Genomic DNA, 13,732 nt, shown 5'->3' with positions numbered 1-13,732 from the left:
AAAAGTAGGACCGTTCGAATTTCAAAAACTCGGTACACCATTAAGTCAAAACATGCTTAACTGAATGGTGTTAGCTAAATAGCGGCATTTTCGTTTTTAAGCTTTACTTAAAGGTAGCTAACAACGTGAGTATTTGCTGTAACTTAATAACGGTTGTTTTAAGTTTTTCTTCATCAAAACCATCGTTAGATAAGCTTTCAACATCAGCGGCTACATCTAGAACATAAGGCTTAAAACGTTTAGCTTCAAAGCTAAAACCGGCATCTTGTGCAAATAAGGCTTTAAATTTGCCATGGCCTTGTTGTTGTAATTCGTCTAATTTTTTATCGGCGTCAAGTGCCTGACGATAAACAATTTTTAAGTTAGTGTTGAGTTGTTCAATTATAGAATCCATGGTTTTCCTAAAGCTTTGTGCTGCATGGCCGACATAATACGTGGATTACATTTAAAAGTCAGGTTGATTAAGGCTTATAATTATGAATATATCAGGTGGAAATTTACCAGCTATGTCTGGTTCAGGCCAAGGCAGCGAGCTTTACACTGCTGCTTTGTCTAAAAAACAGCAATTAGCTGATGGCGCTGCAGCGCTTGCACTTATTGAAGGTGCAGCGCAATCGTCAAGTGCGCAAACGCCGGCTAAATCGGCGACTGCATCACTGGGTAATAACGTAAATATATATGTTTAAATGAGCTTAAGGTCGATAGGTGTTTTACTTTTTTGACCACCGATCTCTCTTACTAATTTAGGCACTAAAAATCCGGGCAGGGCTTTTAATAGCTCTGCCATTATTTTTATTGCTTGCTCCTCGTTAATATCAAAGTGGCTCGCCCCTTCAACTTTATCTAGCAAATACAAATAATACGGCAATACGTCTGCGTCAAATAACGCTTCGCTTAAGTTTATTTGCGCATCGAGCGTATCGTTCACATCTTTTAAAATTACAGCTTGGTTTAGAAGCGTTACGTTTGCTTGTTTAAGCTTTTGCATGGCAACTTTAAAGTCAGCGTCTATTTCGTTGGCATGGTTAATGTGATTAATAAAAATAATTTTTAATGGCGATTTTGCTAATCGTTCACATAACTCATCGGTAACTCGCGCCGGTATAACTACTGGCAAACGGCTATGAATTCGCATTCGTTTTATTTGTGGTAATTGTTCAAGCTCATCCAAAAACCAGCTTATTGCATCGTCTTTGGCCATCAGTGGATCGCCACCACTTAAAATCACTTCGTTTATATTACTATCTGATTTTATATAGCTCAGAGTTTCAAGCAGACTTTTTTTATTGAGTTGGTTTTCTTGATACGGAAAATGCCTTCTAAAGCAGTAACGACAATTTACAGCACAGCCGGTTTTAAACATCACCAAAACACGCGATTTGTACTTATGTAAAAGGCCTGGTTGGTCGTTATCTTGCTCAAGTAGGGGATCTTTATTAAAACCCGATTTAGTCAAAAATTCTTGATGGCGTGGCATAACTTGTAGCAAAAGAGGATCGTTTGGATCGCCTTTGCGTATTTTTTTTATAAAAGGGATAGGCACGCGTACCGGAAATAAACTACGGGCTTTTAGGTCGTTTTCATGGACTTGGCTCGATAAACCGACCATTTCAAGCAAGGTTTTTGGGCAGGTAACTACATTTGCTAATTCTTTTTGCCAGTTTTTATGCAAATTTGCTTCATTTCTTTGTATCATTGGCATGTAGATTACTCGAAAAAATATAAATAGAGGAAACGATGGCGAATTATAGCACCAACGAGTTCAAGGGCGGCCTAAAAATTATGATGGACGGCGAGCCTTGCAGTATCTTAGAAAATGAAATGGTAAAACCTGGTAAAGGCCAGGCGTTTAACCGTGTTCGTATCCGTAAACTTATCTCTGGTAAGGTGCTTGAAAAAACCTTTAAATCGGGTGAATCAGTTGAAGGTGCTGATGTAATGGATACAGATTTAGCGTATCTATACACAGACGGCGAATTTTGGCATTTCATGAATAACGAAACATTTGAGCAAATTGCTGCTGACGAAAAAGCACTAGGCGATGCAGTTAAATGGTTAGTTGAAAATGACTTATGCACAATTACATTATGGAACGGCAGCCCTATTGCTGTTACGCCACCTAATTTTGTTGAGCTTGAGATCACTGAAACAGATCCTGGCCTTAAAGGCGATACAGCGGGTACTGGTGGTAAACCAGCAACGCTTAGCACAGGTGCTGTGGTACGAGTTCCATTATTCGTACAAATTGGCGAAGTAATTAAAGTAGACACTCGTAATGGTGAATACGTAAGCCGCGTTAAGTAAGTTTTAACGTTGTTTAATAAAATCCTGGCTTTAATGCTGGGATTTTTTTTGGAGAAAATATGTCAGCAGATCTTTGGGCCCCAAGCGCAAGCATTGAAACACTAAAACAACGCGCAGCGATATTACGTAGCATCCGTGAATTTTTTTATGCACGTGATGTTTTAGAGGTAGAAACTCCAAGCTTAAGTGCTGCCAGTGTAACCGATGTGCACTTAGCCAGTTTTAATACCACATTTGTAGGCCCTGGCCATGCTGGTGGCCTTCCTCTGTTTTTACAAACATCTCCAGAGTTTGCTATGAAACGCTTGTTAGCAGCAGGCTCAGGCGCTATTTTTCAGCTTTGTAAAGCATTTAGAAATGAAGAAGCGGGTAGACATCACAATCCCGAATTTACAATACTGGAATGGTATCGCCCAGGCTTTGACGAATTTGCACTTATGGATGAAATGGATGAGCTAATGCAGCTTGTTTTAGATGTTGAACCTGCAACTAGATTTACCTATCAAAAAGCGTTTGAACAAGCACTCGGGCTTGACCCGCTAACAGCGAACATAGAGCAGTTAAAGCAACTTGCGTGTGAGCATGGGTTTGCTGATATAGCCCAAAATGAAACGCATAAAGATACCTTACTGCAATTATTATTTTGTATGAAAGTGGAGCCAACAATAGGACAAGATAAGCCATGCTTTGTGTATCACTTTCCAGCTTCTCAAGCGGCACTAGCGCAAATTTGTGAACACGATGAGCGAGTAGCAGGGCGCTTTGAGCTTTATTATAAAAATATGGAATTAGCGAATGGCTTTAACGAACTTACAAATGCCAGTGAGCAAGCTAAACGTTTTAATGAAGATAACACATACCGCGCCAACAACGGTTTAAAACAAGTACCAATGGATACGCGCTTAATTAAAGCGCTGGAGCATGGATTACCACAATGCGCAGGGGTTGCTTTGGGAATTGATAGGCTGGTAATGCTCGCAACAAACAAAGAGAAAATTAAAGACGTGATCGCGTTTGATGTGCAAAGGGCGTAATGCGTACCCTGTAGGCGTAGGTGGCAAACTTGTAGGTGCGAATTTATTTCGCGCTCGTGTAATTTAACTTTATAAAAAAGCGAGGCATAAAACCTCACCTACAATAAACATCAACCCCAACAACATACACTAAACCTGTAGGTGCGAATTTATTTCGCGCTCATGTAATTTAACTTTATAAATAAGCGAGGTATAAAACCTCACCTACAAATAAAAACACCGCGTTTAAATTAAACGCGGTGTTTTTTATTGCTTGCTGAAATCTTTCATTTGAAAGTCAACGGCTGTGTTTTACAGATTAAGCGTAAACGTAACACCTGCTACACGAGGCTCGCCTAGCTGTGTGTATGTATGCGTTGCATAACCATCTTGTGGGTCATTACCAAATTCAAAACCACGTGTTGGGACTGTTTCGTCAAACACGTTACGAGCCCATGCGCGAACTGCCCACATGTCTGCTTCGTAGCCAAAGCTTAAATTAACTAAGTTGCTGCTTGGTGCTTGTGAGTTATGGCTATCTGAGAAATAGTAATCGTCTTTACCTTCAACACCAATCATACCGTAAAGCTCACTGGTAAAGTTATAACGAGCAGTAAATGCATATTGATATTTAGGCGATTGTGCTTGTTCGCGGCCGTCTTGGTTTAAGCCTGACCGCGTTACAAAGTCGTCTATTTCTGTATTTAGGTAACCAGCACTACCCGTTAAAAATAAATTATCAGTTAGTTGATAACTACCTTCAATTTCAAGTCCGTAATTACTACCAGAGCTGGCATTATCAACATAACCGGTAAATTGCTGACCTTCTACTTGCCATGCTTTTAACTGAATATCATCGCGGTGCATGTAAAATGCAGCTAAGCGAAGCGTAAATTTATCATCAAGTGATGAACCTTTAACACCAAACTCACCACTCCATAAATATTCTGGGTCGAAGCTCGTATGCTGCTGGAAAAAATCAGCGCTTAGGTTTAAGCCTTCATCTTTCGCTTTAGCCAGTGCTTCTGAGTTAATACCGCCGGCTTTATAACCACGAGTGATACTTGCATAGATCATTGTGCGATCAATGACTTGATACTCTAGCGCAACTTTACCGCCAACCATTACGTCGTCAGTATCTTGTATAAAGCCATTACTATCGGTGTAGTCACCTTGATATTGCTCTACACGTAAACCTGTAATGAGTGTTGTTTTAGGGCCAACAGGAGTCGCTAATTGTCCGTATACTGCAACATTACTTGTTTCGTAAGTTGAAGAAAATGGGCTTGCTAACCATGTGTATTGGCGTTCTAAATCAACATCACGGTTTTGATAATAAATACCTGCAACCCAGTTACCTGTTTTAGAATTAAACTGTAAATCTACAGATTGATCATCGCGATCGCGGCTATAGATATCGGTTGAGCTGTATCCATCTGGATGTAAGCCCGCAGCACATAGCTGTGGCTCGCTTGAGTCATTACAACCCCAGTCTTCATCAAAACTATAAAGCAGCTCGGTATCAATAGCCGATAGATTTAGGTTTACATCAAATAAATCAAAACCCGTATAAGTATTATTAATACCTATTGCGTAGCTTTCTTGAGTATCTTGGCCTGGTTCATCGGCTACACTATTGCGGCTGTTATCAAGCGTAAACGCATCGTAGCCGTTGTTTATATCAATATAGTGAAGATTTAACTCAGTATTTAAATGCTTTGTAAGCTGACTGTTTATTTTAAAGCGGGCTACTTGTTCGTCTTGATTTTGTGTTTCGTCATTTAAATACAGATTATCTACGTAACCATCTGACTTTCTGCGAAAGTAGCTAACGCGTGCGCTAGTGTCATCTGTTAAGCCTGTGCTTGCTGCAATGCCTGCTTCGCGGGTGTTGTATGTGCCAGCACCTACTTGTAATTTTAAACTTGGATCGCTCGTGGCTTTAGCTGAACCCATTTGGATCATACCGGCCATACCGTCTGCGCCAAAGCGTGTACCTTGTGGCCCACGGTAAATTTCTACTTGGTCTATATCAAATAATAATGAACTGCCACCAAGGCCAGAATAGTTAATACCATCAATTACTAAGCCTACAGATGGATTAATAGGATCTACAAATTGTGAGCGAAGCCCCACGCCACGAATTTGAATATAACGACCACGCGACGCACCAGATGCAAAGTTTACATTGGCGGTGCTGCCTAACATTTCGTCTAAGTAACTTGCCCCACGTTGATTAATTTCATCTTCGCTGAATAAGCTCGCACTCGCGCTTAAAGTCTGAATACTTTCGCGCTGAAAATCGCCGGTTACAACAATTCTTTCCAGATCGCTGTCATCAGCATGAGCTACAAGTGGTGCACCAATCAGCGGTAAAAGTGCGGCAGTAATTAAAGACAAACGTAAGTTCATTGGGTTACTTAACTCCATTTTAGGGACTCGTATGGTAGCAATTATTTAAACACATGTGCTATAAACGCGGCAATTATACGTTAAATAATCAGGATTACTAATATGGTATTTAAAGTTGACTTCAAAGTACGTGATTACGAGTGTGACTTACAAGGTATCGTAAACAACAGTGTTTATTTTAATTACTTAGAGCATGCACGCCATGAGTTTTTGTACGCACACGGTATTGATTTTGCTCAGTTAGCGAAAGATAAAATTAACCTAGTCGTGATGCGCAGCGAAATGGACTATAAACATTCACTATTACCAGGTGATGAATTTTATGTGGCTGTAGAGCCGCAGCGTATTAGTCGTTTAAAGTTTGCGTTTAAGCAAACGGTTATTCGCAAAAGCGATGAAAAAGTGATGCTAAACGCACTGGTTATAGGAACGTCTGTTAATGAAAAAGGTAGGCCATTTTTACCAGAGCAAATAGATAACCTATTCAAAACTACAACTTAGTGCTTAACAGAACAACTTTTAGACTATCATAGAACAAAAATTTACATTTAAAACATGCATTATTAACGGATAAATCGCATAAATATTGTTACTATTACAGTAATTAGACAATTAGTTAGTAGTAGCATGAAATTAGCAGCAATACCGATGCTTATAATCGGTTTATGTGTTGGTTGCGCATCAACAGGGACGGTTACCACTGAGCAGCTAAAATACACCCAATGGCAATTATCACGAGTTGATGGTTTAGCAATTCCTCCTTCTTTTAAGGCATCAATGAGCTTTATTGAAGCACTGCAAGTAAATGGTTTTGCTGGCTGTAACAAATTTTTTGGGGAAGGTTCGCTTGAAGATAGCAGCCTAACCGTAAGTAAATTAGGAATGACGCGCAAGTCGTGCGGCGAAGAACTCGATGAGTTTGAGCAGCAGTTACTGCAAGCCTTAAAGCAAGGTGCAGAGCTTAAAATGCAAGACCAGCAATTGGTCATGCAAGGCGAGCAAACATTTGTGTTTATCCCTAAATAATTTTAAGTTTTTGAAAAACAGCCCCTTGCGGGCAGTTTTTAACTGACGTACACTCAGCGCAGATTTGTTGGATAACACCTTCAAATCAACGAACAGAATTTATATATCAATACTTGTCGGAGTGCCAAAGCTAAGTAATTAGTTTGTGGCTGAGATCGCGAAAGCGGGATCCGTGAACCTGATCAGGTTAATACCTGCGTAGGGAACAAGCTGCCTAAATAAGGACGCTTGTGCGTCTTTTTTTATGCGCACAATAAAGTGATTTTGATTATTTTAGGCTGCAAAGTAGCATGTACGCTACTTTACGATCTTTCTCTATTCCTCGGAATATCTGGCAAGACAACCCTTAAGCAATGAGGCAAGTCATGTCAAATACTACAAATAAAGCGTCGCGCCGCGAAACTCGTGCAGCCGCGTCTGAATATATTTATAACTTAACGGGTCAACCGTTCCCAAATTCCCATAAAGTATACGTTGAAGGTACTCAATCTGGTGTGCGCGTGGGTATGCGCGAAATAACGTTAAGTGATACGTTTATTGGCGGCACAGATGAAAACCCTGTTTATGAGTCAAACGATCCGCTACGTGTTTACGATACATCGGGCCCGTATACCGACCCTAATTTTGAATTAGACGTACGCAAAGGCTTACCAAAATTTCGTGAGCAGTGGATTGAAAGCCGTGGCGACACTGAAGTTTTAGAATCAGTTACTTCGCAGTTTTCACAGCAACGTATGGCAGATGAAGGACTTGATCATATTCGCTTTGATCACTTGCCAAAAATTCGCCGTGGTATCGCGGGCAAAAACGTAACGCAAATGCACTACGCACGCCAAGGCATTATCACCCCCGAAATGGAATACGTCGCCGTTCGTGAAAACATGGGACGTGCAGAAATTCGTAAAGAATTACTTGCTGCACAGCATAAAGGTGAGTCGTTTGGCGCGAGTATTCCTGAATTTATTACCCCAGAATTTGTACGCGATGAAATAGCCCGTGGCCGCGCTATTTTACCAAATAATATAAACCATCCAGAAACAGAGCCTATGATTGTAGGTCGTAACTTTTTAGTAAAAGTTAACGCCAACATTGGTAACTCATCGGTAAGCTCATCTATTGAAGAAGAAGTAGAAAAAATGGTGTGGTCTACCCGCTGGGGTGCAGACACCGTAATGGACTTATCAACGGGCCGTTACATTCACGAAACCCGTGAATGGGTTGTACGTAACTCGCCTGTACCTATTGGCACAGTACCGATTTATCAAGCGCTTGAAAAAGTAAATGGTGTGGCTGAGGATTTAACGTGGGAAATTTTCCGCGATACGCTTATTGAACAAGCCGAGCAGGGTGTTGATTACTTTACTATTCATGCCGGTGTATTACTTCGTTATGTACCAATGACGGCAAAACGTGTAACTGGTATTGTGTCGCGTGGTGGCTCAATTATGGCTAAGTGGTGTTTAGCGCACCACAAAGAAAACTTTTTATACACGCACTTTGAAGATATTTGCGAAATTTTAAAACAATACGATGTGTGTTTTTCATTAGGTGATGGCCTTCGCCCAGGCTCGATTGCTGATGCTAACGATGAAGCGCAGTTTAGTGAGTTACGCACATTAGGTGAACTGACTAAAATTGCGTGGAAACACGATGTACAAGTGTTTATTGAAGGCCCTGGGCATGTGCCAATGCACATGATTAAAGCCAATATGGAAGAGCAACTTAAACATTGTGACGAAGCGCCATTTTACACTTTAGGCCCGTTAACGACCGATATTGCACCAGGGTATGACCATATTACTTCGGGTATTGGTGCGGCTCAAATAGCATGGTACGGCTGTGCAATGCTGTGTTACGTAACACCTAAAGAGCATTTAGGTTTACCAAATAAAGAAGATGTTAAAGAAGGTTTAATTACCTACAAAATTGCAGCGCATGCCGCCGATTTAGCAAAAGGTCACCCGGGTGCGCAAGAGCGCGATAACGCGCTATCAAAAGCACGCTTTGAGTTTAGATGGCATGACCAATTTAATATTGGTTTAGATCCAGACCGAGCTCGCGAATATCATGACGAAACCCTGCCGCAAGAATCAGGCAAAGTGGCTCACTTTTGCTCTATGTGTGGCCCTAAATTTTGCTCTATGAAAATTAGCCAAGAAGTACGTGATTATGCCAAAGATTTAGAAACACGTGGTATTGATCCTAATAACGCTGGCGACGCAATCGAGATCAAAATGGTTGATGTAGAAGCCGAAATGAAAGCTAAATCTGCCCAGTTTAAGCAAACAGGCTCAGAGATTTACCATAAAGCGGTATAAAGTAATTATCGCTAGAAGTTAGATGCAGACGTAGGTGAGGTTTTATACCTCGCTTCTTTAAATATTGAAGAAGTGCGAATGAGTTCGCACCTACTAATAACTGCTTTTGGAGGTTTTATGTTTTATAACATTGCTGTGGTGGGTTTTGGTTTAGCTGGGAGGTTAGCTGCGCTTACGCTGAGCAAGCAACATCATGTTACTGTTTTTGAAGCAGACGACGAGCATACTCAAAATAGCGCCGGCAAAGTGGCTGCGGCAATGCTTGCCCCTCTTGCTGAGTCGGTATTATGCGAGGCTGATTTAGCTTTAATGGGGCTTGATTCAATGAAGCGCTGGCCAGATATTATTGCTGAACTTGAAAGTGAGATTTTTTTTCAGCAGCAAGGTACATTGGTCGTTGCGCATCAGCAAGATAAAGGTGATTTACAAAGCTTTGCACAACGTATAAAACCGTTAGCTGATCACACTGCTGAGCATGTAAATGCTCAGCAAATTACAATGCTTGAACCCGAACTTGCAGGGCGCTTTAATCAAGGCTTATTTTTACCCTGCGAAGGGCAAATAGATAACCACGCATTTTATAAAGCCAGCTTTACACAGCTCAATAAACGCAAAGTAAAGTTTGCATTTAATCAGCGCGTAACCATTAACGACAACAAAATAAATAATCGACCCTTCGATTATATTATTGATTGTCGTGGGCTTGGCGCTAAAACAGCTCAAAGTGATAAACCGCTTAGAGGCGTGCGCGGCGAAGTAGCAAGGTTATACGCACCAGAGGTAAGTTTAATCAGGCCCGTGCGCTTAATGCACCCACGTTACCCAATTTATATAGCGCCTAAACCTAACAGTGAATATGTAATTGGTGCGACCGAAATAGAATCGCAAGACAATGGCGCTGCAACCGTGCGCTCAACCCTTGAGTTACTTTCAGCGGCTTATACCGTACACAGCGGATTTGCCGAAGCACGGCTCCTTAATATTCAAACCGGATTACGGCCCGCATTTAGCGACAACCGCCCAGAAGTAACAAAAGTAGGTAATGTAATTAGTATTAACGGCTTGTATCGACATGGTTATATGTTGGCGCCGGCATTAGTGGCGCAAGCAGTTTCGCAAATACAGTAAGAATAGAGTGAGAATAAAATGAACATTACAATTAATGGCGAGCTACTTAATGTTGATAGCAAAGCGCTCGTTGAGGTACTTCAAAGTTTTGGTGCAGTTGCGCCTTTTGCTGTGGCTATTAATAGCGAATTTATTCCACAAAGTCAGCACGGTAACTATGTACTTACTGAAGGCGACAGTGTTGAGTTGCTGTCACCTATTCAAGGCGGATAAAGCTCATGCAAACTAAAGACTGTTTAACTATTTATGGAGAGCAAATAAAGAGTCGTTTATTAATCGGCTCAGCGCTTTATCCGTCGCCCGATATTATGACTCAATCATTAACCGCGTCAGGCGCTGAAATAGTAACCGTGTCGCTTAGACGCCAACAAAGTGCAGCAGCGGGTGATGATTTTTGGCAGTTAATAAAAAATACAGGCTTAAAAATACTACCTAACACTGCAGGGTGCCACAGCGTTAAAGAGGCCATAACACTTGCAAAAATGTGCCGAGAGGTATTTGCCACCGATTGGATTAAGCTAGAGCTGATTGGCGATGATTACAATTTACAACCTGATCCTTTTGCACTACTTGAAGCGACAAAAATATTGATTGATGATGGCTTTAAAGTATTACCTTATTGCACCGATGACTTAGTACTTTGCCAGCGTTTAAATGAGCTTGGGTGTGAAGTGCTTATGCCGTGGGGAGCACCAATAGGCACCGGTAAAGGCTTGTTAAATAGTTATAATTTAAAAACTATTCGAGAGCGCTTACCCAATACTACATTGATAGTAGATGCAGGTTTAGGTTTGCCATCGCATGCCTGCCAAGCACTCGAAATGGGGTATGATGCGGTATTATTAAATTCAGCCATTGCAGGGGCGGGTTGCCCAATTACTATGAGCCGCGCATTTAAAGCCGCAGTTGAAGCAGGGCGCTTTGCATATCAAGCAAAAGCGATGCCTGAAAAAGAAGTTGCAGCCCCATCAACCCCAACAATGGGTATGCCTTTTTGGCATCAGCAGTAAGGAAAGAATATGAATAACGTAGTATGGACAATTGCCGGATCTGACTCTGGCGGCGGTGCAGGTATTCAAGCAGATATAAAAGCAATGCAAAGTTTTGGTGTGCATGGGTGTACGGCAATTACGGCGCTTACTGCGCAAAATAGTTTAGGTGTAGAAGCAATTAATGCAGTCTCTACCGATATTATTGAATCACAGTTACTTGCACTTGAAAAAGACATGAAAGCCAAAGTGATAAAAATTGGCATGCTTGCCAATGTGCAGCAAATTCAGTTGATCAGCGAACATATAAGTCACTATAAAGCTAAGTGGCCTGTGCCTCCCGTTATTGTATATGACCCTGTTGCGATTGCCTCAAGCGGTGATTTACTAACAGAGGAAGACACAGTAAGCGCAATAAAAGAATGTTTACTGCCGCTGGTGGATGTAATAACTCCAAATACACACGAAACACAGTTATTAACCGGTGTGTATTTAATTGGTCCGGCTGCAATTAAAGAAGCGGCAAATAAGTTACTAAGTTGGGGCGCTAAAGCGGTTGTTATTAAAGGCGGACATTGGGATTATCCAAGTGGCTACTGCATTGATTATTGTATTGATAGTAATACGCAAAATGGCGAAGAATATTGGTTAGGCAATCAAAAAATACAAACACCGCATAACCACGGCACCGGATGTAGCATGGCGTCGGTAATTGCTGCGTGTTTAGCTAAAGACTACCCATTAAAAGATGCCTTTATTTTAGCTAAAGCGTATATAAACCAAGGGCTAAAACAGTCGGTACGCTATGGAGAAGGTATTGGTCCGGTTGCTCATACCTCGTTCCCTACTAATTTAGATGACTACCCACAAGTAATTGAGCCAGGTAGCTGGCTGGGCGATGAATTAGATTTTGATGTACCGTTTGATTTTAATATGGCGGCTGATTTTGCGCCTTGTGAAAGTAAATCGCTGGGTTTGTATGCGGTTGTAAATAGTACCGATTGGTTAGAAAAGTGCTTACAACAAGGCATTAAAACAGCGCAGTTACGCGTTAAAAATAAAACACAAGACGAGCTTGATGGGCTCATTAAGCAAGCTGTTGAGCTGGGCAAGCAATATAGCGCACAGGTATTTATAAACGACTACTGGCAGTTAGCTATTAAGCATGGTGCGTATGGCGTGCATTTAGGACAAGAGGATTTAGAGATTGCTAATTTAGTGGCAATTAAAGAGGCAGGCTTAAGGCTTGGGCTTTCTACTCATGGTTTTTATGAAATGCTGCGTGCGCATAATTATCGCCCTAGTTACATGGCATTTGGTGCTATTTACCCAACCACAACAAAAGATATGACAGGGCAAATACAAGGCCTTGAAAAGCTGATTAAATTTGTACCGCTTATGCAAAGCTATCCAACGGTAGCAATAGGCGGTATTGATTTAAGCCGTGCAAAGCAGGTAGCGAAAACCGGCGTAGGCAGTGTTGCCGTCGTGCGTGCGATTACCGAGGCTGATAATTATGTAGAGGCTATAAGCGCTCTGCAAGTAGCCATAAGCAGTGCAAATTAATACTAACAAGGGTAATACTAATAAGGCCGGTAAACGTGAATGAGCTAAGCGATAAAGAAACCCTGCGTTACAGTCGCCATTTATTGCTTGAAGAAGTTGGGCTTGAAGGGCAGTTAACGCTTAAATCTTCAACGGTTGCAGTAGTGGGGGCTGGTGGTTTAGGTAGCCCAGTACTTTTATATTTAGCCGCTGCGGGCGTTGGAATGCTTATTTTAATTGACGATGATGAAGTTGAGCTTTCAAACTTACAGCGCCAAGTGCTTTATAAGATAAATCACTTGGGGCAAAGCAAGGTTGCCGCCGCAGTTAAAGTATTAGCGAGCCTTAATAATCAAATAGACATAGTAACGTATTGCCAAAAGTTAGATGAGAATAATGCAGTTAACATGCTAAAAGGGGCTGACATCGTACTTGATTGCTCTGATAACTTTAGTACTCGCTATAGTGTTAATCGTTATTGTATTGCTAATAAAACACCGTTAATTTCAGGTGCAGCTTTGGCAACTAAAGGGCAGTTAATGGGCTTTGACTTTAGGCAAAGTGATAGCCCATGTTATGGCTGTGTTTTTCCACAGGGCGAAGCTACACCGGTTATTAATTGCAGTAACGCAGGGGTTATTAGCCCGCTACTTGGTGTAATTGGCTCCATGCAGGCGCAACTTACGCTTAACTTATTATTAGGTCACTTAAGTGGCAGTGTATTTATAACGTTTGATGCGCTTACTTTAAAACAACAACACTTCAAAGTGATTAAAGATTTAGAGTGTAAAGAGTGTGGCGTGAAGTAAGCGTTTTAGTTGATGGTTTATAACCGTTCGAAGTTAAGTAATTAGAAGCTTCGCTTCTCGCGGGAGCAAGCTCTCCGCCTACAGTAAATCTAAACTCTCACACCAAACTTGTAGATACCATCTCTCATTTTAAGCTTCAAGGTCGTATTTAACTTTCTTGGAGCTTAAACGCTTCTTGGTTTTTTATT

The 13,732-nt window shown here is 41.3% G+C and carries 14 protein-coding genes and 1 riboswitch; of the genes, 11 read left to right on the top strand and 3 right to left on the bottom strand.

The annotated features are described in order from the left end of the window. Nucleotides 1–103: 103 nt before the first annotated feature. A complete protein-coding gene (locus I6F53_RS19095) occupies nt 104–394 on the bottom strand; it encodes a hypothetical protein (RefSeq protein WP_002960798.1) in 291 nt (96 codons plus the stop codon). Nucleotides 395–476: 82 nt separating this feature from the next. On the opposite strand from I6F53_RS19095, the gene I6F53_RS19090 reads away from it, so the two are divergent. After that, complete coding sequence (locus I6F53_RS19090) at nt 477–686, top strand: hypothetical protein (protein ID WP_024600329.1); 210 nt, start codon at nt 477–479, stop codon at nt 684–686. Here the strand turns inward: I6F53_RS19090 and epmB are convergent. Continuing rightward, the gene (epmB, locus tag I6F53_RS19085; RefSeq protein WP_197240808.1) at nt 683–1,696 is read right to left on the bottom strand and encodes an EF-P beta-lysylation protein EpmB; all 1,014 of its coding nucleotides are present in this window, start codon (nt 1,694–1,696) and stop codon (nt 683–685) included. The genes I6F53_RS19090 and epmB overlap by 4 nt on opposite strands. A 41-nt stretch (nt 1,697–1,737) precedes the next feature. Here epmB and efp point away from each other — a divergent pair, with 41 nt between their 5' ends. Together efp and epmA are read left to right on the top strand one after the other, a co-directional pair. After that, nucleotides 1,738–2,304, top strand: coding sequence for an elongation factor P (gene efp, locus I6F53_RS19080; protein ID WP_024596699.1), 567 nt, complete (start codon nt 1,738–1,740; stop codon nt 2,302–2,304). Nucleotides 2,305–2,363: 59 nt separating this feature from the next. Next, nucleotides 2,364–3,338 (top strand): elongation factor P--(R)-beta-lysine ligase, encoded by a 975-nt coding sequence (gene epmA / locus I6F53_RS19075; RefSeq protein ID WP_166419397.1) that lies wholly within the window; start codon nt 2,364–2,366, stop codon nt 3,336–3,338. A 291-nt stretch (nt 3,339–3,629) separates the two neighbouring features. Here the strand turns inward: epmA and I6F53_RS19070 are convergent, their stop codons facing one another. Then, nucleotides 3,630–5,747 carry a TonB-dependent receptor gene (locus I6F53_RS19070; protein ID WP_197240805.1) on the bottom strand — a complete coding sequence of 706 codons (2,118 nt, stop codon included), beginning with the start codon at nt 5,745–5,747 and terminating at the stop codon, nt 3,630–3,632. 84 nt (nt 5,748–5,831) lie between these two features. On the opposite strand from I6F53_RS19070, the gene I6F53_RS19065 reads away from it, so the two are divergent. From I6F53_RS19065 to I6F53_RS19030, 8 genes are all read left to right on the top strand, one after another. Further along, a complete protein-coding gene (locus tag I6F53_RS19065) occupies nt 5,832–6,230 on the top strand; it encodes an acyl-CoA thioesterase (protein WP_197179473.1) in 399 nt (132 codons plus the stop codon). Between the two features lie 126 nt (nt 6,231–6,356). After that, on the top strand, nt 6,357–6,755 hold the full coding sequence (locus tag I6F53_RS19060) for an META domain-containing protein (protein WP_331460815.1): 399 nt from the start codon (nt 6,357–6,359) through the stop codon (nt 6,753–6,755). Between the two features lie 107 nt (nt 6,756–6,862). Further along, nucleotides 6,863–6,977: riboswitch (TPP riboswitch) on the top strand. A 143-nt stretch (nt 6,978–7,120) separates the two neighbouring features. Next, nucleotides 7,121–9,073, top strand: coding sequence for a phosphomethylpyrimidine synthase ThiC (thiC, locus tag I6F53_RS19055; protein ID WP_231616644.1), 1,953 nt, complete (start codon nt 7,121–7,123; stop codon nt 9,071–9,073). A 117-nt stretch (nt 9,074–9,190) separates the two neighbouring features. Further along, complete coding sequence (locus tag I6F53_RS19050; RefSeq protein WP_197240804.1) at nt 9,191–10,201, top strand: FAD-dependent oxidoreductase; 1,011 nt, start codon at nt 9,191–9,193, stop codon at nt 10,199–10,201. A gap of 18 nt (nt 10,202–10,219) precedes the next feature. After that, nucleotides 10,220–10,414 (top strand): sulfur carrier protein ThiS, encoded by a 195-nt coding sequence (thiS, locus tag I6F53_RS19045; protein WP_197240803.1) that lies wholly within the window; start codon nt 10,220–10,222, stop codon nt 10,412–10,414. A 5-nt stretch (nt 10,415–10,419) separates the two neighbouring features. After that, nucleotides 10,420–11,211 carry a thiazole synthase gene (locus tag I6F53_RS19040; protein WP_197240802.1) on the top strand — a complete coding sequence of 264 codons (792 nt, stop codon included), beginning with the start codon at nt 10,420–10,422 and terminating at the stop codon, nt 11,209–11,211. A 9-nt stretch (nt 11,212–11,220) separates the two neighbouring features. Next, a complete protein-coding gene (thiE, locus tag I6F53_RS19035; protein WP_166419391.1) occupies nt 11,221–12,756 on the top strand; it encodes a thiamine phosphate synthase in 1,536 nt (511 codons plus the stop codon). A 35-nt stretch (nt 12,757–12,791) separates the two neighbouring features. Further along, the gene (locus tag I6F53_RS19030; protein ID WP_197240801.1) at nt 12,792–13,544 is read left to right on the top strand and encodes a HesA/MoeB/ThiF family protein; all 753 of its coding nucleotides are present in this window, start codon (nt 12,792–12,794) and stop codon (nt 13,542–13,544) included. The last annotated feature ends 188 nt before the right edge of the window (nt 13,545–13,732 follow it).

It is taken from the genome of Pseudoalteromonas sp. SWN29, from assembly GCF_015864465.1.
Classification (GTDB): domain Bacteria; phylum Pseudomonadota; class Gammaproteobacteria; order Enterobacterales; family Alteromonadaceae; genus Pseudoalteromonas.
This window is presented reverse-complemented; position numbering and strand designations above follow the sequence as displayed.

Bases quoted from the DNA above. Each gene is read 5' to 3' on its own strand.
- epmB (WP_197240808.1), bottom strand. From the start codon at position 1,696: ATGATACAAAGAAATGAAGCAAATTTGCATAAAAACTGGCAAAAAGAA.
- thiC (WP_231616644.1), top strand. From the start codon at position 7,121: ATGTCAAATACTACAAATAAAGCGTCGCGCCGCGAAACTCGTGCAGCC.
- I6F53_RS19065 (WP_197179473.1), top strand. From the start codon at position 5,832: ATGGTATTTAAAGTTGACTTCAAAGTACGTGATTACGAGTGTGACTTA.
- I6F53_RS19040 (WP_197240802.1), top strand. From the start codon at position 10,420: ATGCAAACTAAAGACTGTTTAACTATTTATGGAGAGCAAATAAAGAGT.
- I6F53_RS19060 (WP_331460815.1), top strand. From the start codon at position 6,357: ATGAAATTAGCAGCAATACCGATGCTTATAATCGGTTTATGTGTTGGT.
- epmA (WP_166419397.1), top strand. From the start codon at position 2,364: ATGTCAGCAGATCTTTGGGCCCCAAGCGCAAGCATTGAAACACTAAAA.
- efp (WP_024596699.1), top strand. From the start codon at position 1,738: ATGGCGAATTATAGCACCAACGAGTTCAAGGGCGGCCTAAAAATTATG.
- I6F53_RS19095 (WP_002960798.1), bottom strand. From the start codon at position 394: ATGGATTCTATAATTGAACAACTCAACACTAACTTAAAAATTGTTTAT.
- I6F53_RS19070 (WP_197240805.1), bottom strand. From the start codon at position 5,747: ATGGAGTTAAGTAACCCAATGAACTTACGTTTGTCTTTAATTACTGCC.
- I6F53_RS19050 (WP_197240804.1), top strand. From the start codon at position 9,191: ATGTTTTATAACATTGCTGTGGTGGGTTTTGGTTTAGCTGGGAGGTTA.
- I6F53_RS19090 (WP_024600329.1), top strand. From the start codon at position 477: ATGAATATATCAGGTGGAAATTTACCAGCTATGTCTGGTTCAGGCCAA.
- thiS (WP_197240803.1), top strand. From the start codon at position 10,220: ATGAACATTACAATTAATGGCGAGCTACTTAATGTTGATAGCAAAGCG.
- thiE (WP_166419391.1), top strand. From the start codon at position 11,221: ATGAATAACGTAGTATGGACAATTGCCGGATCTGACTCTGGCGGCGGT.